The sequence below is a fragment of the Rhizobium sp. Root1334 genome, assembly GCF_001426665.1.
In the GTDB taxonomy this organism is placed as follows: Bacteria; Pseudomonadota; Alphaproteobacteria; order Rhizobiales; family Rhizobiaceae; genus Pararhizobium.
On sequence record NZ_LMEY01000003.1, the window covers coordinates 150,000 to 169,855 of the forward strand.

A 19,856-nucleotide genomic window follows, 5' to 3' on the forward strand; every position below is an offset into this window, starting at 1 on the left:
AACCTTCCAAAAGGAGCAAAGATGTTCAAGACACTCGCTACAATGAGCCTTGCGGCCGGAATTTTCACCGGCACGTTCGGTCCGACCCTGGCGGATGACAAGACGCCGGTGAAGATCGGTTGGGCCGCCTGGTCCGATGCCGAATTCGTCACCAAGCTTGCCGCGAAACTTATAGAGGACGAACTCGGCCATAAGGTCCAGCTCGTCCAGACCGACGTTGCACCTTTATATCAAGGTGTCAGTCGAGGCGATATCGACGTCATGATGATGGCTTGGTTGCCGCAGACCCATGCCGACTATTTTGCCAAAGTGAAGGACAAGGTGGCGACGCTTGGAACCGTTTATGACGGCGCGAAACTCGGCTGGGTTGTTCCAAAATATATACCCGAAGATGCCATCGCCTCGATCGAGGATCTCAAGAAGGATGACGTAAAGGCAAAACTCAAGGGCCGGGTTGACGGCATCGATCCCGGGGCGGGCCTAACGCGCCTCTCGGAGATGACCGTCAAGGATTATGAGCTGGACGGCTACAAGCTGCAGATTTCCAGCGAAGCCGGAATGCTGACGACGGTCGACCGGGCTATCCGCAAGCAGGAATGGTTCGTCGCAACGTCCTGGAGTCCGCATTGGATGTTTGGCAAGTACGAACTTCGCTACCTTGCCGATCCGAAGGGCTCACTTGGGGCCGCAGAGCATGTTGATGTGCTGGCGCGAAAGGATTTTGAAAAGGACAATCCGAAGGTCGCGCGCTTCCTGTCGCGAATGAAACTGCCAATCGGCGATCTTGAAGCCGCGATGTTCAGCGCGCAGGAGACCTCCTACGAGAAGGCCGTCGATCAATACATTGCAGACCATCCGGAACAGGTGAAGGCCTGGCTGAACGAGCAGGAAGGCTAACCGTCCCTGTCACCATCCGGCGCAAACGGGCAGGCATGCTTCGCGAAGGCCCGTGGAGCGTGCCCCCCAGAAAAGAAAGGACCTACGCGAATGTATCTTTATGACACTCTCAAGTCTCCAGCCCTTACCGAAAGCGCAGACGATACCATCGGCGGCCGTATTTCACTTGCGCGTGATGCGCTCGGCATTTCCGTGGAAGAGATTTCCGCCGTTGCCGGTGTCACTGTGGACACTTGGACCAACTGGGAAAATGACCGCTCCGAGCCGCGCGCCAATCGTCTCGACATGCTCGCGCGCATCCTCCAGGTCAACATTATGTGGCTTCTGGGTGGCGGCAACCAGACGGCTGAGGCAGGCGCTAGCGCGGAGTTGCCACGCTAAAAGCCCATTGTTGGTTTGCGCCATGAAAGCAGCGCGGTTCATGCCCGGCAAGCCGGGCTGGCAATAGAGAGAAGGAGAGTTCTAAAGGCGGCGTGCCCAGGAGGAGGATAGCTCCCTCACAGGACCCGAGCTGTTTAATCCATCACGGCGTCCATGGGCTTTTTAAGGTCCTTGGTAAAGTCGCAAAGGTCCCGGCTTATTTCGGCAATCTCTTCGAAGAAGGCACCGTTATAGTCGTTCCGGTAGGTGATGAAATATTCGAGTTTCGGCAGCTCGAATTCGGACTTCATCACGTGAAGGCGCCCATCATCGACATATCGGCTGAAAAACGCTTTCGGCAGGATGGTGATGCCGAGGCCATAGGCGGCAAGCTCGGCCAGCGCTGCCATATTGTTGCAGGAAATCGTCTTGCCGAAGGGTAGGCGGGGGTTGTCGATCACATCGTGAAGAATGGGCCGCAGCATCGAGCCCGCCGATTGAATGAGAAGAGGGTATCGCAGCATCTCCTCCTTCGTCAGCACCTCGGTCCCGTTGTAGATTTTCGGGCTGCACATCCAGACCAGTTCGATTTCCCCCAACCGCATGTTGATGAACTGCGGGTGCTGGCTGATGCGTGGACATATCACGAAGTCGATCTTGCGCTCGGTCAGGCGGTCGAGAAGACCAGCAGTAAGATCAATTTCGGGTTCCAGCGAAATTCCCGGATACCTGTCGAGAATGGTTGCCATCAATTCCGGCAACCATGACAAGGCCACGAGGTCCGTTACGCCCAGCCGGAACCGGAAGGGCGGCGCGTTCGACGTGCGCGCGGTGAGCGTCAAACGGTCGTACAGCCGCAGCATCTGCTCGGCGATATCGCGGATGTCGCGTCCCTTGCTGGTCAGAACGGATTGCCGGCTGCTGCGATCGAACAGCGGCGCGGAGAAGCGGCCTTCAAGTTCGCCGATACGTTTGGAAATCGTCGATTGGGTCACGTTCAGGTAGGAGCCGGCCGCCTCGAAGCTGCCAAGCGTCGCGACCCAATAAAGGGCTTCCATCTGTTTCAGAGTGAACATCGGTTCTCATGAACTAAAGCGATTTAACTGCAGTAGAAAATATCGCTTTTTTGCATTGCTTGGCAAGCGTAACCTTTTCTCGAGGTGAGCAGCCGAGGAGATGGCTGCCAAGGAGGATTATATGACGATAGTAGAGTACCCGGTGATCGCGCAGATCGCGCCAGAACTGATTTCCGAATTTCGCGGTGTCGCCACCTCCATCATCAGTGACAACATGGCACGTCTGCCGGGCGCAACTGGGATCCTACCTTATCACAAGGGCGGCCAACTGGTCGGCACGGCATTGACCGTCAAGACCCGCAATGGCGACAATCTGGCCATCCACGCCGCCCTGAAGATTGCCCGGCGCGGCGACGTGATTGTCGTTGATGGCGGAGGCGATATCAGCCAGGCGCTGATCGGCGAAATCATTCTCGCGCATGCGGAATCGATCGGCGTGGCCGGGTTCGTTCTTGATGGCGCGATCCGCGACGTCGCGGCGATCCGGGCTTCCGACTTGCCCTGCTATGCCCGCGGAATCACCCACAAAGGTCCTTACAAGAACGGCCCGGGCTCCCTCAACGTGCCGGTTTCCATTGGTGGCCTGGTGGTGCATCCGGGTGACCTCATCGTTGGAGACGACGACGGGATCGTGGCGCTTGCACCGCAAGCTGCCCGGGACCTTTTGCCGGCAATCCGGGCCCAGGAGGAACGGGAGCGTATAAAAATCGCCGGGTTCAAGGAAGCGCGACTGCAACTCGTAAAGTCTTGATCCTTATCAAAATTCCATCGACAATGAGGAGAACGTCGTTGAATTTCTGGAAAACCATAGCGGTGGTCACATCGGCCACTTTGATTGCTCCGCTGAACCCCGCATCCGCCCAGGACGCCACCGCAGTGGCGATCGTCCTGCCAGCCGGGCCGGATCGCCTCGATCCATGCGAGACGCCGCGTTCGGTGATCGGCCGTATCATCAAGCAGAACGTTGTCGAGACATTGGTCGAGCTTGATTATGACAAGCATACGACCCTGCCGCGCCTCGCGGAAAGCTGGGAACAGACCGCACCGACTGAATGGGTCTTCAAGCTGCGCCAGGGCATCACGTTCCATGACGGTACGCCGTTCGATGCGAAAGCGGTCATTCACTCGCTGGAACGCACCAATGATCCGGCGCTCACCTGCATCACGCGGACCAAATATCTGGATGGTACCGATATCAAGGCAACTGAGGTCGACGCGCATACGGTGAAATTCGCCACCAAGACCGCTGTTCCCATCCTGCCGACATTGCTGGCGCAGTTGACGATCTCGTCGGTGAAGACGCCGAAGGGTGAATACACAGCCGACCCGATCGGCACAGGTCCCTACAAGTTCGATCACTGGACGCAGGGCGAAAATGTCGGCCTTGTGCGCAACGACGCCTATTGGGGCGAAAAACCGGTGATCGACAAGGCGACCTATGTCTGGCGCTCCGAATCGTCAGTCGCGGCAGCGATGGTCGAAACCGGCGAAGCCGATCTTGCCTTCTCGATAGCGCCGCAGGATGCAACCAACCCGGAAACCGACAAGGTGTATCCGAACTCCGATAGCGCCCTGTTCCGGCTTTCCGTGGATATCCCACCGCTCAACGACGTTCGCGTCCGCAAGGCCATCAATCTGGCGATCGACCGACAGGCTTTCCTCGGCAGTATTATCAGCGACAAGGCCGAGCTTGCCATGCAGCAGGTCGGGCCAAGCGTGTTGGGTTTCAATGCCAACCTGAAGCCGTGGCCCTACGATCCGGAACAGGCCAAGGTATTGTTGGCTGAAGCGAAAGCCTCTGGCGTCGATGTGGATCGTGAAATCCGGATGATCGGCCGCCCTGCGATGTTTGCCAACAGCAACGAGTTCGTGGAAGCGGCGGCAGAAATGCTGCGCAGCGTCGGTCTCAACATCAAGCTCGACAATCTGGAGATGACGCAGTGGCTGAAGATGGCGAACAAGCCTTTTGCCGAGGATCGTCAGCCCAATATCTTCCTGACGATGCACGACAACAATAGCGGCGACGCAGCCTTCACCGCATTCTTCAAGTACCATTCAAACGGCCGCCAGAGCGAGCTGCACGATGCTGACCTCGATGCCCTGATCGTCGATGCCGGCACGCAATCCGGCGCCAAACGCGCGGAGCAATATAACGAGGTGTTCCGCCGTATCTATGAGGATATCGTCGCCGACGTGCCGCTCTTTCACATGGTCAACTACATGCGGGTGGGAAAACGGCTGGATTTTACCCCGACGATCGCCAACGCCGTCGAACTGCAGCTCGCGCGGCTCAAGCTGAAATAACATGCAAGGGTGGCGAGCGGTGAACGCTCGCCGCCAATCTCAATGGGTGCCGAACCGCCGGCTTGATGCCGGTGACGTTCAATCCCCGATCCACATCCGGCGGAGGAGGCTGATATGGGTTCATTCATTTTTAAACGGTCATTGCAGAGCGTCTTTTCGCTGCTTGTGCTGATCGTTCTGGTCTTCTTTCTGGCGCGCATGACCGGTTCGCCTGCCGATCTCTATCTGCCGCAGGATGCGTCCGCCGAGATTCGTCACCAGTTCAATGAGCAGTTCGGCTTCAACGATCCGCTCTATGTCCAGTTCGGTCATTTTCTCTGGGGATTGCTGCATTTCGACATGGGGCAGTCCCTGCAGTTCTCGCGCCCTGCCGTAGATGTCGTGCTGCAGGCCTTTCCGACCACGCTGACGCTCGCGGCCATCACGATGCCGCTGGTCATCCTCGTTTCGGTGATCACCGGTTCGCTGGCTGCATTTCGTCCCGGCGGCGTCTTTGACCGCCTCGCCAGCTTCATTTCGCTCATCGGCGCCAGCACGCCCAATTTCTGGGTCGCCATTGTCGGCGTGCTGGTCTTTGCCGTGACACTCCGGGTCTTGCCGACATCGGGCACCGGGACGCCATTGCACTGGATTCTGCCCGTCGCCGTCCTGATGCTGCGGCCGACCGGCGTTCTGGTCCAAGTCGTGCGCACGTCGATGATGACGGCGCTGTCCTCCGCCTACATCAAGACGGCTCGTGCCAAAGGCGTCGGCTCGCGGGCGATCGTCTTCGTCCATGCGCTTCGAAATGCGCTTCTGCCGGTGATCACCGTGGCCAGCGACCAGGCTGCCGGTATCGTCAACGGCGCCGTCATCGTCGAAACCGTGTTCGGATTTCCAGGGATCGGCAAGCTGATGATCGATTCCGTCATGCTTCGGGATTTTGCTGTCATCCAGGCTGCTGTCCTGGTCACTGCCCTTGCCGTCTTCGTCATCAACATCATTGTGGATATCACCTATGCACTCGTCGATCCACGCATCCGGTACAGCTGAGATGGCCGCGCCCGTTTCACTTACCGTCCAGCCCACCGGGTCATCGGGAGGCTTCAAGGAAATCCTCGGTCTGCTCTGGCAGGACAAGGTCGCCACGGTTTCGGCTGCCCTGCTCGTCATCGTGCTTGCCTGTGTTCTTCTTGGCCCCTGGCTGCTTGCCGACCAGGCACGCGCCGTCAATCTCATGGCCCGCAACGCACCACCATTCTCGATCAGCAAGGGCTGGATGTTCTTCCTTGGCGCCGATGCGCTCGGCCGCAGCCTGCTGGCCCGCATTGTCGTCGCCAGCCAGAACACCATAGTCATCGCCGCAAGTGCTGTGCTGCTTTCGATGATGATCGGCGGCATTCTCGGGCTCGTCGCCGGATATAAAGGCGGATGGGTCAGTGCCCTGCTTCTGCGTCTTGCCGATGCGATCATGAGCTTTCCGTCAATGCTTCTGGCAGTCATCGTGCTGTTCGTGTTCGATCCCGGCATCACGAATGTCATTCTCGTGCTTGCCGTTTCTCGCATACCGATCTTCCTCAGGACCGTTCGCGCCGAAGTGCTGGAAATCAAGGAGCGGATGTTCGTCACCGCCGCGCGAGCGATGGGAGCCCGGACGGACCGGATTCTTCTCAGGCATATCGCCCCCATGGTCCTGCCGACGGTGATCAATCTCGCAGCGCTGGAAATCGCCTTCGTCATGTTGGTGGAGTCCGGCCTAAGCTTTCTGGGCATCGGCATTCAGCCGCCAGAAGTAACCTGGGGCCTGATGGTCGCGGACGGCCGCAACTATCTGGGGTCGGCCTGGTGGCTGGCTTTCTGGCCGGGTGTGGCGATCATGCTCGTCACCATGGCCCTCAATCTCCTTTCAAACTGGCTTCGCGTCGTGACCGATCCGGTCGAGCGCTGGCGCCTCCAGACATCGGTAGGCAGACATGACTGATCAGCCACTTCTCGAAATCAAAAACCTGAGCATCAGCTTTCCCAGCCGCCGCGGCGTTGTTCATGCCGTCGACGACGTGAGCTGGTCGGTCAAACCCGGCGAAACGCTTGCCATTCTCGGCGAGAGCGGATCAGGCAAGAGCGTTAGCGCTTCCGCGGTTCTCGATCTCGTCGACGCGCCACCAGCCGTGATCTCCAGTGGACAGATCCTGTATCGCGGCCGCGATTTGCTGAAGGTGCCGCGTGACGAACGCCAGGCCATCAATGGCCGCAAGATATCCATGATCTTTCAGGATCCCCTGGCCGCGCTCAACCCGGTCTATCCGATCGGCTGGCAGGTGGCGGAAACCCTACGGGTCCACGGCGTCGACAGCAAGACCGCGCATGCACGCGCCATCGAACTGCTTCACAAGGTGGGGATCGACGATCCGGAGCGGCGGGCGCGGCAATATCCTCATCAGTTTTCCGGAGGCCAGCGGCAACGCATCATGATCGCTTCGGCGATCGCGCTCGAACCGGACCTGCTGATAGCCGATGAACCGACCAGCGCCCTTGACGTGACCGTCCAGGCGCAGGTCCTCGACCTTCTGAAGTCCTTGCAGGCAGAAAACGGGATGGGCCTTGTTCTCATCACGCATGATCTCGGCGTTGTCGAAAAGGTCGCCGATCGTGTCGTGGTCATGCAGAACGGCCGGGTCGTGGAGACCGGGGCTGCACGCGCCATTATGACATCGCCGTCTCACCCCTACACGCGCAAGCTTCTCGATGCGATGCCCGGGCGGCATGGCTTCGAAACTCAGGCAGTGGCGAGCGAAACGCGCCGCACAATCCTGGAGGTTCAGGACGTGTCGCGCATCTACGGTGTCCAGCCGGGCAAAGCGAAGGATGCAGGACCGAAAGCAATTCGCGCGGTCGATAATGCAAACTTCGTGCTGCGCAGCGGAGAGACATTGGGCATCGTCGGCGAGTCCGGCTCGGGAAAATCGACACTGGCACGTATGCTTCTCGGCCTCGAGCCACCAACCAGCGGCACGATCCGTTTCGACGGCAAGGACATGAACGGCATGTCGGCGTCAGAGGCCTTCAAGGTGCGGCGCCGGATGCAGTTCGTTTTCCAGGATCCGACGGCATCGCTCAATCCGCGGATGACCATCGGACAGATCGTTTCCGAACCGTGGGCTATCCATGCAGGTGTCCTGCCGAAGAAGGAATGGCGGGGAAGGGTGATCGAGCTTCTGGAACGCGTTGGCTTGAAGCCGGATCATATCGACCGCCATCCGCATCAGTTTTCCGGCGGTCAGCGGCAGCGCATCGCCATTGCCCGGGCGCTGGCGCTTCAGCCAGAAGTCATCGTCTGCGACGAGGCCGTCTCCGCGCTTGACGTTTCGGTGCAGGCACAGGTCATCGATCTGTTGAAAACGCTGCGTCGCGATTTCGGTCTGTCTTATATTTTCATCGCCCACGATCTGGCTCTCGTGCGGGATTTTGCAACCTCCGTCATCGTCATGTATCGGGGCCAGATCGTCGAGCAAGGGCCGACAACCAATATCTACACCGCCCCGCGGCACGACTATACCAAGCGGCTGCTGGCCGCGAGCGAGGTCCATTTGCCGGATGCGGCATGAGACCGATGCCGCGTGACGCACCTCTTCGGCCGGCATCGCTCGCCGGCCTGTTTCTTGTTTGCCTGAAGATCGGCCTGCTCAGCTTCGGCGGCGGCCTGTCAGGTTGGCTCTACCGCGAGTTCGTCGAGCAGAAACGCTGGATCGATGCCGACGACTTTACCAGCAGCCTGGCGATTTCGCAGATGCTCCCCGGCGCCAACGTCATCAACCTCGTCGTCTGTATGGGAGAGCAGTTGCGCGGGCCTGCCGGGGCGGTTGCCGGTGCATTCGGCTTCCTCATCGGTCCGTTTTTCGCGGCCATCGGCCTCAGCGTGCTGATCGATTCGATCGCCAATGTCGGACCGTTGGAGGCGGCGTTGGCCGGGGTCGCCGCAGCCGCGACCGGCCTACTCATCGTGATATGCTGGCACGGTGTCCGCCGCGCATCCCGTCATCTTCCGGGGCTGGCTGTGGTTTTGGCCGTCGCCGTGACGGTCGGGGTTCTGGACTGGCCGCTTATGGCCGTTGTCGCCGTCGCCGCTCCCGTCAGCATTGCTCTCAGCTGGAACCGCGCGGGGAAGCCCGATGCGTGACGATCCGCTGCTTGGCCTGGTCATGGTCTTCGTGCCGTTTTCGCTGATTTCCATCGGAGGCGGTGCCAGCATCATCGCCGGGATGGAAAATCAGGTTGTGACGGCCCGGGGCTGGTTAAACGCCCAGCAATTTCTGGAACTCTTTGCCATCTCGCGCGCCGCGCCCGGACCCGGCGTAATGCTTGCCACGCTTGTCGGCTGGAAGCTGGCTGGCTGGTTGGGGGCTATCGTCGCCTCGCTCGCACTCTTCGTCCCGTCGTCGCTGCTCTGCTACACGGTGTTCAGGGTATCGAACGCGCATCGCGACAAACGATGGCATCGCGCCATGCGTGAGGGGCTTGCTCCTGTCGGGACCGGATTGATCATCGCAGGAGTGATTTCCATCTTCGGGTTGATGGGCACCTGGCAAGCTGGAACGATCGCGGTTGCCGCCGCCGGCGTGCTGAGTTTCCTCCCCCGTGTCCCGACACTTGTCATCATATCCATCGGCGGAATGGCATCCTTGATGATCTACAATTTCTGAAGCGGTTGAAAACACGTGGGCCGCTCTGATCCCATCAAGACCTCCACCTTTACTGGCATAAGGTTTCCAGCCGCCGTTTTTCTGACGGAGATCTCTGTCGATTTTCCTGAAGGTGTTTCGCTTTTTCCTGAGAAGATGTCATTGATGATGTGCCGTTTGTAACTGGCGGCGCCCTGATTTGGTTGAGTATTGGTGGAACCGCGAGCCGCATTGACACAGGGCGGGTGGAGAGATCCCGGTGATCACGCGGCATGGTAGCCATGGCGTGTGCTTGACAGGTTCCGTTAAAAGAATGCAAGGTTAGTGATAGTGCAGGTCTAGACCTCACAAGAAATGCCCCGCTCAACGAATGTTGATGACGATCCGGAGTTCGCACCTCCTGGAACAGGGTCCTAGCGAAACTGGCCAAAAGCCAGTTCAACTATGGAGCTGACAGGGCATGGATACCAATACTCTCTTTCATGATGGACTTCGCTATGGCTGTGCTTGGGAAACCCCATCCGCACAGTGTCTGTTCGACCGCAGGTCCCGCGACACCCACAGCGCGCAGCAGGCGGACATCAGGGCAAGGACGCCAGGAAATCGTCGCGCGGCAGTGACCCGACTGACCGGCACGCGCCCTCCGAACCGATTCAGCACGTTCGTCTCTAGAACCCGGCGGCATGTTCTTCGAATGCGCCTTGGCCGTTATGTCCGCAACTGGCAGCGTTATCCGCTTCAGGCATGAGCTTGGCTCCGGCATAGCCCTGTGCCCCGATGGCTATGCCGAAATGCCTGATCGGCAGGGGTGCAACCCAAAGCGAAAAGCTTGCAAAGGTACGGAGGAGTTTACCTTGGCATATAAGAAAGAGGAAAGTGCATCCCACACGCGTCCGGAAGATGAAAGGCTCAGCGTTGGAGCCAATCTCGCCTATGGGCTTCAACATGTTTTGACGATGTATGGGGGCATCGTTGCTGTACCGCTCATTCTCGGACAGGCGGCCGGGCTCGACACGAACGACGTCGGCCTGCTGGTCACGGCGTCGCTTTTTGCCGGTGGCCTTGCCACCATCCTTCAGACGATCGGCCTGCCATTCTTCGGCAGCCGCCTGCCGCTGGTGCAGGGTGTCTCGTTCTCGGGCGTCGCGACGATGATCGCGATCTCCGGCAACGGCGGCATTCGGTCCATTCTCGGGGCGGTCATCGTGGCGTCAGTGATCGGCCTGCTGATCACGCCGGTGTTTTCGAGGATCACCCGTTTCTTCCCGCCGCTCGTCACCGGGATAGTCATCACGACCATCGGCCTGACGCTGATGCCGGTCGCCGCGTTCTGGGCGATGGGCGGCAACAGCAGCGCGCCGGATTTTGGAAGCCCCGGCAACATCCAGCTCGCCGCAGCGACCCTTGCCATCGTGCTGCTGCTCAGCAAGCTTGGAAGCGCCTCGATTTCGCGGCTGTCCATCCTGCTTGCGATCGTGATCGGCACCGGGATTGCCTATGTCGCCGGAATGACCGACTTCTCGCAGGTGGCGAACGGCCAATTCTTTGCCCTTCCGGCGATCTTCCACTTCGGTTACCCGACCTTCGAACTTGCGGCGATTATCTCCATGTTCATCGTGATCATGGTGACACTCGTCGAGACGTCGGCGGATATTCTGGCCGTCGGCGAGATCGTCGAGACCAAGGTCGATTCCCGGCGTCTCGGGGATGGCCTTCGGGCCGATATGCTGTCGAGCATCATCGCCCCCGTCTTTGGGTCATTCACACAGAGCGCGTTCGCCCAGAATGTCGGACTGGTTGCCGTGACCGGCGTGAAGAGCCGGTATGTGGTGGCGACAGGGGGGCTCTTCCTGGTTGCCCTCGGCCTCTTGCCGGTGATGGGCCGCGTCGTCGCTGCGGTCCCAAGCTCCGTCCTCGGCGGCGCCGGGATCGTGCTTTTCGGCACGGTGGCAGCAAGCGGCATCCGCACCCTCTCGAAGGTAGACTATAACAACAACATGAACCTGGTGATCGTGGCAACGTCCATCGGGTTTGGCATGATCCCGATAGCGTCTCCAGGTTTCTACGAGCATTTCCCGGCCTGGTTTGCCACGATATTCCATTCCGGTATCAGTTCCGCCGCGTTGATGGCAATCGCCCTCAACCTGCTGTTCAACCACATCAAATCCGGAAACTCTGATCAGCAGTCCGTGTTCGTCGCGGGGGTCGAGCGGAGCATCCGCTACCAGGATATCGCCCGGCTTCACGATGGCGACTACTTCCTCAACGGCAAGCTCTATGACGCCAAAGGCGCCGAGATCCCGATGATCCTTGAAGCCGCCCACTAAACCACTTGCGCGGTAAACGGTCCGGCTCCAGCCAGGCGCTGACCCGGACCACAATTTTCCACCTTATAAAAGGAGATAGAATGTCAGAAGAATACGAAACACAACGCCTGCTCGATGCCTTGTTCGGCACGATGGAAGCCGGGATTATCCCGACCACGGAACTTGGTGTTGCTGCGGGTAACAAGGTCTTTGGCGCGGCACTGCTGCGCAAATCGGACCTCTCCACGGTTCTCGTGGAAACCAACAACGAGACAGAAAACCCGCTGTGGCATGGCGAGGTGCATGCCTTGAAGCGGTTCTATGAGATGCCGCAATGCGACCGGCCGGATTCGAAGGATCTCATCTTCCTGTCGACCCATGAGCCGTGCTCGATGTGTCTTTCGGCAATCACTTGGGCCGGCTTCGACAATTTCTTCTACTTCTTCAGCCACGAGGATTCCCGCGACGCTTTTGCCATTCCGCATGACCTGAAGATCTTGAAGGAGGTCTTCACTCTGGAGCCCGGCGGCTATAACCGGACAAACGCCTTCTGGAACGGGAAATCAATCCACGCGCTGATAGATCAGGCGCCGGAGCCGCACCGTTCGCATCTGAATGAACGGGCTGCCGCCATTAGCCGCAAATATGACGACCTCTCTGTCATCTACCAAGCGGGCAAGGACGGCAACGCGATCCCCCTCAGCTGATCTTTGTTTTCGCGTGGGCGCGTTGCCGGCGGGCTTTTCTTCTGGCGGCGCGTCGAACGGTTTCATAGTGGTTCGGGTAGCCAGACAGGCGCCTGCCCGATTTTAGGGGAAGTGAGCGATCCGGCGCCCCAGTTCTTGATATGCACTCTCAATGCCGGTCGAGGGCTATCTGGAACAGGGGGAACTGGCCTCATTGTTCACGGATGATGGCAGAGCCGTAACGCCGACCTGTGCGGCATAAGTTGGTCAGCGTCTCTCTTGCTGAGGAACCTCTAGGCCGATTTCCGTAGCATCAATTCAGCCTTGAGCAGGATGCGGTCCTGGCTGAGCAGGACGTCGTCGCCCTGTGCGTCCTCGCCGAGTTGCTTGAAAAGCAGCCCGATGGCAAGCCTGCCGATTTCCTTGTAGTTCTGGGCGACGGTTGTAATCGGCGGGCAGGTGTATTGCGAAAGGGGATGGTCATCATGACCAGCGACACGGATGTCGCAACCTGGGCCGTGGCCGACTTTGAGGCCTTTTTGCCAAGCCGCGGCCAGCACGCCAAATGCCAGACGGTCGTTGGCGCAAACGATTGTCTTGGTTGGTAGATGCGAAAGCGTATCGAACAGGGACGAGGCCTCTTCCATCGCGAAACGTTCGAAGTCCCATGTCGCGACGGTGGAAAGCGTGATCAGTTCAGGCGTCAGGCCGAACCCCTTCATCGCTTCGACATAGGCATTCCGTCTCTCGATCGCGTTGATGTTGACTTCCGGCATGCCGAAATAACACGGAGGCTCGCCCGACCGGCAGAGATAATCGACAATCAGGCCAAAGCTCTGGCGGTTGTCCGTACCGACAAACGCGGCCTTGTCATCCAGCGGCGTGTCCACGTAAACGAGGGGGATGTCTCTTCCGAGTTGCTCAAGCGTCGAGCTACCGGTTTGCCGGCCGATGGGCGCAATGATCGCTCCCGCTACGTTCATCGATCGAAAAGTCTTGATTGCTTCCTCTTCGATCTCTGGCTTTCCATCCGAAGAGAGCACGAATGCCAGAAAGCCCGCTTCGTTGGCCATGATCTCAATGCGTCTGGTCAGTGCCATGAAGAATGGATCGAGGGTATTGGGAATGACGATGCCGATAATGTTGCTGCGCCGGCGGTTGAGATTGACCGCAAACATGTTGGGCCGGAAACCGGACTTCTTGAGTGCCTCTTCGATGGTATCGCGAGTTTTGCGTCGCACCGAGGTGGGATCGTTGAAATACTTCGATACGGTAGGGCGCGACAGGCCGACGAACTCCGAGAAGTCCTCCATTGTCTTAATCGCTTTGGCCAATCGTCATACTCCGTCGAGTTATAGGCAAACGTCTCTCTACCAAGGCCGATGAAAAGAGCCCGCAAGATCGGCTCCGGTCATCGATCCTTGGTCTTAACCGTTCGGTCTGCTTTAGAAAAGCGGGAATGAGCGATCTCATTCCGGCGGTGCCTCAGCCGTCGAAATACTGCACTTTCATGGTCGCGGGATCGCTTGGCTTGGCCAGGAAACATGGCACCATGTCCGCAAGCGGCAACCTGTGTGTCACGAGCTGAGACATTCTGGTCCTGTCACCGGCAAGCACCGACAAGGCCTGCGGGATGTTGCGGTTGAGAGAATGGGAACCAACCAGTTTCAGCTGCCGCCTGAAAATCTCAAACGGTGAAACGGACACCCGGGTTTCCGGAGCGCAGACACCGAACACCAAGCCGGTACCACCATCGGCCACCAGATCCGGCATTCCTTCCACGACGCTTGGAATGCCCGTCGCGTCGGCCACTAGGTCGAAGCTCTGCTTGCGCGACAGCAATTCCCCGGAACCGGAGCTGACGGGCGCGAAACCAAGATCGGCAGCGAATGCCAGGCGATCCTCGTTGATATCTGCAAAGGTGACCGTATCTGCCCCGGCAGATTTCAACGCGAGGCCGAGCAGCAGCCCGATCGGTCCTGCACCAAACACCAGTGCCTGCGAAGGCGCGCTTGCCTTGTCCGTGATGCCTGCGGCCCCGAGCCCGTTTAACACGCATGCCAAAGGTTCAGCCAAGGCCGCGAGATCGTACGGCATGTCGCCGATATCGTGCAGGTGGTCGGCGCGCACGATGCTGAACTCGGAAAATCCGCCGTCATGGGAAACCCCATAGGCCTTGAGATCGCGGCAGAGATTGGTCAAACCTTTCTGGCAAGCCGGGCATGTGCCGCAGGGGAGATTCGGGTCTACGGCGACACGGCATCCGGCGCGCACGCACGTGACGCCGGATGCGACCTCCAGAACCTCTCCAGCAAACTCGTGGCCGGGGATCAGCGGAAAAGCGCCCGCGCCATAGCGCGCGTGGAGGACGTCGATGTCCGTATGGCAAAGCCCCGCCGCCTTGACGCGAATGAGCGCATGGCCCGGGGGGATGGAGCCGACACGGACCTCCACCAGGGTCGCCTTTCCCTTTTCGACAAACTGGATCGCCTTCATGATTATGCTCCTCAGCTCATCCAGTTTCCGCCATCGACATTGTAGGTCTGCGCCAGAATATAATTGCTGTCCGCTGACGCGAGAAAAACCGCAAGCCCCTTGATGTCGTCCGGCGTGGCGAAACGGCCGATCGGCACGGACTGGGCGACCTGCGCCTTTTTCTCGCCGGGTGCGAGGCCCTCCCACTCCGCGAACTTGGCATCAACGATGTCCCAATGCTCGCCATCGACGACACCAGGTGCGATCGCATTGACATTGATGCCGTGCTTGACGAGCGCAAGGGCTGCCGACTGGGTGGCAGAGATGATGGCCGCCTTGGATGCGCAGTAGAGTGTGACAAGCGCTTCGCCACGGCGTCCGGCCTGGCTTGCCATATTGATGATCTTGCCGCCGCGGCCTCGGGCAATCATGACGTTGGAAACTGCTTTCATCATGAACAGCGGCCCTTTGAGATTGACGTCGAAAACCCGGTCGTAGCTGCTTTCGGTGATGCCCTGGATCGGCGCCATGTCGAAGATGGCGGCGTTGTTGACGAGAATATCGATACCTCCGAAGCGCTGATCGACGTCGGCGACGGTCGCATCGATGCTCGCAAGGTCGGTGACATCAAGCCTGATGGCCGTGGCAGCTGGACCGATTGCGGCTGCAGCCTCCAAGGCCCGATCGATATTGATGTCGGCAATGATGACTTTGGCGCCCTCGGCGGCAAAGGCCTCGGCGAAGCCCAAACCGATACCGCGTGCACCACCCGTGATCAGCGCAATCTTGTTCTGCAGTCTCATGAAGGTTTCCTCCGCGGTTAAGACGTTCGCCACCGCATAATGTTGTCTTGGAAGGTCTTTGAGGGGGGGCGAAGGGAGCCCGGAACCATCTCCGGGCTCCCTCCGGGAGGGGCTGCGCTCAAAGCGCAGCCTTTGGCTTACTTGATATAGCCGGCGCGCGTCATCTCGCGCTCCGCCTGGGTCTGGGATGCGTTGAGTGCATCCTCGACGGATTGCTGTCCCGAAAGTGCTGAGCTGATCTGCTGGCCGACGAATGTTCCAAGTGCCTGGAACTCCGGAATGGCCACGAATTGAACACCGGTATAGGGAACCGGATCCTTCGTGGGCTTTGCCGGATCGGCGGACATGATGGCTTTCAGAACAGTGTCCGCAAACGGGGCTGCCTGCTGGTATTCCGGCAGGGCGTAAGTCGATTTGCGGGTGCCCGGAGGAACCGCAACCCAGCCTTCGGACTCACCGACCATCTTCACGTATTCTTTCGAGGTCGCCCATTTGAGGAACGACTTGGCCACATCGGCTTTCTGCGACGTTGCCGGTATCGCGAGGTCCCAGGACCAGGACCAGCTAGAGCCGTTCGGTGTTACCGCAACCGGCGAACGTGTAAAGGCGATCTTGTCGGCGACCTGGCTCTGCTTGGGGTCGAAGACGCGGCCGGCAGCCGAGGTGGCGTCGATCCACATCGCGCATTTTCCGCTGGCAAAGAGCGTCTGGTTTTCGTTGAACCCATTTGCCGTTGCGCCGGGCGGGCCGTATTCGTTCAGAATCTGAACATAGTCGGTCACGGCGTTCTTCCATGGCTCGGAATTCAGCTGGGGCTTCCAGTCCATGTCGAACCAGCGTCCGCCATAGCTGTTCACCATCGTGCCGAGGAACGCCATGTTCTCGCCCCACCCCGGCTTGCCGCGAAGGCAAATGCCGTACTGCTGATTGGCCTTGTCCGTCAGCTTGGCCGCAAATTCCTTGATCTGCTCGTAGGATGGCTGTTCCGGCATTGTAAGGCCGGCGGCCGCAAAGAGGTCCTTGCGATAGAGCGTAAACGAGCTTTCGGTATAAAACGGAACGGCATAAAGCTTGCCATCCACAGTCAGGCCAGCCTTGATCGGCTCAAGCAGATCGGCATAGTCGTAATCATCGCCGAGGTCATCGACGGGCGTCAGCCAACCCTGCTTGCCCCAGATCGGAGCCTCGTATCCACCGATTGTCATGACGTCGAACTGGCCGCCTTTTGTGGCGATGTCCGTAGTCACGCGTTCGCGCAGAACGTTTTCTTCAAGCACGATCCAGTTGATCTTGTTGCCGGTTTCCTTCTCCCAGGCTCCCGACAGCTTCTGCATGATGATCATGTCGCCATTGTTCACGGTAGCGACATTGATCTCCTCCGCGCTGGCCATGCCTGCCAGCAGACCAGTGCCCACGACTGAAGCTGAAAGTATACGTGCGTATTTACCCATGACATTCTCCTCCTTTACGAACGTTTTCGCATACAATTACATGCGTAAAGTTTTTATCTGGCAATTGATTTCGCTTGTCAAGCTGATGAGCCGGAAAGCGCGCAAAAATGATGCAGGCGTCTATTTGGCAATCATTCTCTGGTGGGTTTTCGGAGTTTTTGCCTTCTTAATTACTCGAAAATTTGTTTACGCGTGTAAAATATAATATTGACAGTCGCGATTCCCGCCGGTAAGTCACTCGCCTGTGAGGTGATGCGGCTTGGTGCTGTGCGCTGGGGAGATGTGGGAATGGATAAGCGTTGCATGGCGGCCTCGGAGGCACTCGGCCCGACGATTACGATCGGTGAAATCCTTGTGGAGATCATGGCGACAACTGTTGGTGCCGGCTTTCGGGAAGCCCAGCCCCTCATCGGGCCTTTCCCAAGTGGAGCGCCTGCGATCTTCATCGATCAGGTCGCAAAGCTCGGCGGCGCGTGCGGTATCGTCTCGGCGGTCGGCGATGATGATTTCGGCCGCCTGAATATCGACCGGCTCGAATGCGACGGCGTCGATGTCTCTGCGATCGCCGTTTTGCCAGATTTACCTACAGGAAGCGCCTTCGTTCGCTACAGGCCGGATGGCGCCCGTGATTTCGTCTTCAATATTGGAAAGTCCGCTTCCGGCGCAACGGCCATGACCGGGCAGGCGCGTGGTCTGATCGCGCGGGCTGGGCACGTACACGTCATGGGCTCGGCTTTTGCCATCCCCGGCATCGCTCCCATCATCCTTGAGGCTGTTTCGGTTGTGAAGGCGAGGGGCGGTACCGTGTCGTTCGATCCGAATGTCCGAAAAGAGCTGATGATCGGCGGCGGCGAGGCGAAGAAGCAATTCGACGACGTGCTTGCGGTAACCGACCTGCTGCTGCCGTCCGGGGAGGAGCTTGCCATCGCCGCCGGTGTCGACGGCGAGGCGGAGGCTATCGAGAGCCTGCTTTCGCGCGGTATTTCCGAGGTCGTCCTGAAGCGTGGGCGGCAGGGATCCTCTCACTACAGCCGAGCCCACGGTTCGGTCGATTGTCAGGCTTTCGCGGTTGAAGAAGTCGATCCGACCGGGGCAGGAGACTGCTTTGGCGCTACCTATCTCACCTGCCGCCGCAAGGGTCACGCGCCGCAACAGGCGCTGCGCTATGCCAACGCGGCCGGGGCTCGCAACGTAACCAGGCAGGGCCCGATGGAGGGCACGTCATCCATGGCGGAGCTCGACGCTTTCATATCAGCCAACCAGGGAAGGACGCCAGCATGAGCAACTGTCTTTTGGACTTGGCCAAGGCGAGACGGGATGGTCGGCCGCGTGGAATAACCTCGGTCTGCTCTGCGCATCCGACCGTGCTGCGGGCTGCCGTTCGCCTCGCAAAAAAGACGCAGCAGCCCGTGCTGATCGAGGCGACCTGCAACCAGGTCAACCATCTCGGCGGCTATACCGGCATGACGCCGTCCGATTTCGCCGGTCTGGTCAAGCAGATCGCCGCCGAAGAGGGGCTGGACCGCGGCCTGCTGATTTTCGGGGGCGACCATCTCGGCCCAAACCCCTGGCGAAGTGAAGACCCAGCAGCCGCCATGGAAAAGGCCAAGGCGATGGTCGAGGCCTATGTGGCGGCCGGGTTCAGCAAAATTCATCTGGACGCCTCGATGGGATGCGCGGGAGAGCCCGCTGCTCTTGACGATCGTAAGATCGCGGTCCGGGCGGCAGCGTTGTGCGCGGTGGCCGAGGAAACGGCCCGTTCCAAGGGCCTTCCCATGCCGGTGTATATTCTGGGGACGGAAGTTCCCGTTCCGGGTGGCGCGGATCACATACTTGATACGGTGGAACCTACATCGCCGGACGCCGCTGTCTCGACCATTGCGATCCATCGCGACGTGTTCGAAAAGGCTGGTCTTGCCGATGCGTTCGCCCGCACGATTGCATTCGTTGTCCAGCCGGGGGTCGAATTCGGAAGCGATAACGTGATCGAGTACAACCCTGCCAAAGCGGCGAGCCTGGCGAATGTTCTCGAAAACTACGGCACGCTCGTCTTTGAGGCCCATTCGACGGACTACCAGCCGGAGGCAGCGCTTGCAGCCCTTGTGCGGGACGGGTTCCCGATCCTGAAGGTTGGTCCAGGCGTCACCTTCGCCTATCGCGAAGCCTTGTATGCACTCGATTTGATCGCCACGGAACTGGTGCCTGGCTACGGTGAACGATCATTGTTCCACACGATGGAAGATGTGATGACTGCGCATCCGAAAGACTGGCAGGGGCATTATCACGGTGACGAACGAGGGCTGCGGCTTCAGCGCCATTACAGCTACAGCGACCGGATCAGATACTACTGGAACAGGCCTCAATCGGCGAACGGAGTCCAAGCGCTCGTAAGCGCTCTGGCCGATGTGGCGATCCCTGAAACCCTTCTTCATCAGTATTTACCACAATTTGATGTCGAGGATATTCGCGGCTTTTCCGCCGAAGATATTCTGATCGCGTCAGTGGACCGGGTGCTTGGCAGTTACGATCGCGCCGTGCACCAATCGCCTGGCTGATAAAGCTTCGTCACCGTATAACGGACGAATTGGGCGGCTGACCGTTTTCGGGCAGCAGACGGAAAAGCGCGCCCGTCATCGGGTGCGCTCGCAAGCTGAATGGAAGAGGACCGGGTGAATGGCAACACAACAGACCAAGACGCTTGCGCGCTGGATGATGGCCCCGTCCGTTGGGCTTCTGCTGGTCTGGATGATCGTGCCTTTGGCGATGACGCTGTGGTTCTCGTTCCAGAATTACAACCTGCTCAACCCCGGCAATGTCAGTTTCGCTGGCCTGTTCAACTA

18 protein-coding genes and 1 pseudogene are annotated in these 19,856 nt (G+C 59.1%); 14 read left to right on the forward strand and 5 right to left on the reverse strand.

All coding sequences use genetic code 11. From position 1 onward, the window contains the following. Positions 1–21: 21 nt before the first annotated feature. Together ASD36_RS09220 and ASD36_RS09225 are read left to right on the forward strand one after the other, a co-directional pair. A complete protein-coding gene (locus ASD36_RS09220) occupies positions 22–897 on the forward strand; it encodes a glycine betaine ABC transporter substrate-binding protein (RefSeq protein ID WP_060509013.1) in 876 nt (291 codons plus the stop codon). Positions 898–987: 90 nt separating this feature from the next. Continuing rightward, positions 988–1,278: a helix-turn-helix transcriptional regulator gene (locus ASD36_RS09225; protein WP_060509015.1), complete on the forward strand. Its 291-nt coding sequence runs from the start codon at positions 988–990 to the stop codon at positions 1,276–1,278. Between the two features lie 134 nt (positions 1,279–1,412). On the opposite strand, the gene ASD36_RS09230 is transcribed toward ASD36_RS09225, so the two are convergent. Further along, positions 1,413–2,333 (reverse strand): LysR family transcriptional regulator, encoded by a 921-nt coding sequence (locus ASD36_RS09230; protein ID WP_060509017.1) that lies wholly within the window; start codon positions 2,331–2,333, stop codon positions 1,413–1,415. 121 nt (positions 2,334–2,454) lie between these two features. On the opposite strand from ASD36_RS09230, the gene ASD36_RS09235 reads away from it, so the two are divergent. The 9 genes from ASD36_RS09235 to ASD36_RS09275 all read left to right on the forward strand — a co-directional run bounded on the left by ASD36_RS09235 (position 2,455) and on the right by ASD36_RS09275 (position 12,308). Then, positions 2,455–3,084: an RraA family protein gene (locus ASD36_RS09235; RefSeq protein WP_060509064.1), complete on the forward strand. Its 630-nt coding sequence runs from the start codon at positions 2,455–2,457 to the stop codon at positions 3,082–3,084. Positions 3,085–3,122: 38 nt separating this feature from the next. Next, positions 3,123–4,637, forward strand: a complete 1,515-nt coding sequence (locus ASD36_RS09240; protein ID WP_244489772.1) for an ABC transporter substrate-binding protein — start codon at positions 3,123–3,125, stop codon at positions 4,635–4,637. A gap of 114 nt (positions 4,638–4,751) precedes the next feature. Continuing rightward, a complete protein-coding gene (locus ASD36_RS09245) occupies positions 4,752–5,669 on the forward strand; it encodes an ABC transporter permease (RefSeq protein ID WP_037101923.1) in 918 nt (305 codons plus the stop codon). Between the two features lies 1 nt (position 5,670). Then, on the forward strand, positions 5,671–6,597 hold the full coding sequence (locus ASD36_RS09250; protein WP_060509067.1) for an ABC transporter permease: 927 nt from the start codon (positions 5,671–5,673) through the stop codon (positions 6,595–6,597). Further along, positions 6,590–8,221 (forward strand): ABC transporter ATP-binding protein, encoded by a 1,632-nt coding sequence (locus ASD36_RS09255; protein ID WP_060509020.1) that lies wholly within the window; start codon positions 6,590–6,592, stop codon positions 8,219–8,221. Before ASD36_RS09250 ends, ASD36_RS09255 begins: the two co-directional genes overlap by 8 nt. Beyond that, positions 8,218–8,793, forward strand: a complete 576-nt coding sequence (locus ASD36_RS09260) for a chromate transporter (RefSeq protein ID WP_060509022.1) — start codon at positions 8,218–8,220, stop codon at positions 8,791–8,793. Before ASD36_RS09255 ends, ASD36_RS09260 begins: the two co-directional genes overlap by 4 nt. After that, positions 8,786–9,316, forward strand: a complete 531-nt coding sequence (locus ASD36_RS09265; RefSeq protein WP_060509024.1) for a chromate transporter — start codon at positions 8,786–8,788, stop codon at positions 9,314–9,316. The genes ASD36_RS09260 and ASD36_RS09265 overlap by 8 nt, the downstream gene beginning before the upstream one ends. Before the next feature lie 833 nt (positions 9,317–10,149). Beyond that, positions 10,150–11,622: a nucleobase:cation symporter-2 family protein gene (locus tag ASD36_RS09270; RefSeq protein WP_060509025.1), complete on the forward strand. Its 1,473-nt coding sequence runs from the start codon at positions 10,150–10,152 to the stop codon at positions 11,620–11,622. 80 nt (positions 11,623–11,702) lie between these two features. Further along, the gene (locus tag ASD36_RS09275) at positions 11,703–12,308 is read left to right on the forward strand and encodes a nucleoside deaminase (protein ID WP_060509027.1); all 606 of its coding nucleotides are present in this window, start codon (positions 11,703–11,705) and stop codon (positions 12,306–12,308) included. Positions 12,309–12,580: 272 nt separating this feature from the next. Here ASD36_RS09275 and ASD36_RS09280 read toward each other — a convergent pair whose 3' ends face one another. From ASD36_RS09280 to ASD36_RS09295, 4 genes are all read right to left on the reverse strand, one after another. Then, positions 12,581–13,600: a LacI family DNA-binding transcriptional regulator gene (locus ASD36_RS09280; RefSeq protein WP_060509029.1), complete on the reverse strand. Its 1,020-nt coding sequence runs from the start codon at positions 13,598–13,600 to the stop codon at positions 12,581–12,583. Between the two features lie 172 nt (positions 13,601–13,772). Further along, on the reverse strand, positions 13,773–14,783 hold the full coding sequence (locus tag ASD36_RS09285) for a zinc-dependent alcohol dehydrogenase family protein (protein ID WP_060509031.1): 1,011 nt from the start codon (positions 14,781–14,783) through the stop codon (positions 13,773–13,775). An 11-nt stretch (positions 14,784–14,794) separates the two neighbouring features. After that, the gene (locus ASD36_RS09290) at positions 14,795–15,565 is read right to left on the reverse strand and encodes an L-iditol 2-dehydrogenase (protein ID WP_060509033.1); all 771 of its coding nucleotides are present in this window, start codon (positions 15,563–15,565) and stop codon (positions 14,795–14,797) included. Positions 15,566–15,702: 137 nt separating this feature from the next. Next, positions 15,703–17,016: a sugar ABC transporter substrate-binding protein gene (locus ASD36_RS09295; RefSeq protein WP_060509036.1), complete on the reverse strand. Its 1,314-nt coding sequence runs from the start codon at positions 17,014–17,016 to the stop codon at positions 15,703–15,705. A gap of 288 nt (positions 17,017–17,304) precedes the next feature. Here ASD36_RS09295 and ASD36_RS09305 point away from each other — a divergent pair, with 288 nt between their 5' ends. The 3 genes and pseudogenes from ASD36_RS09305 to ASD36_RS09315 all read left to right on the forward strand — a co-directional run. Further along, entirely contained in the window at positions 17,305–18,297 is a 993-nt protein-coding gene (locus ASD36_RS09305) for a sugar kinase (protein WP_060509040.1), read from the forward strand. Further along, on the forward strand, positions 18,294–19,571 hold the full coding sequence (locus ASD36_RS09310) for a D-tagatose-bisphosphate aldolase, class II, non-catalytic subunit (RefSeq protein ID WP_060509041.1): 1,278 nt from the start codon (positions 18,294–18,296) through the stop codon (positions 19,569–19,571). The genes ASD36_RS09305 and ASD36_RS09310 overlap by 4 nt, the downstream gene beginning before the upstream one ends. A gap of 118 nt (positions 19,572–19,689) precedes the next feature. Next, positions 19,690–19,856 (forward strand): annotated as a pseudogene (locus ASD36_RS09315) (sugar ABC transporter permease); the annotation flags it as partial.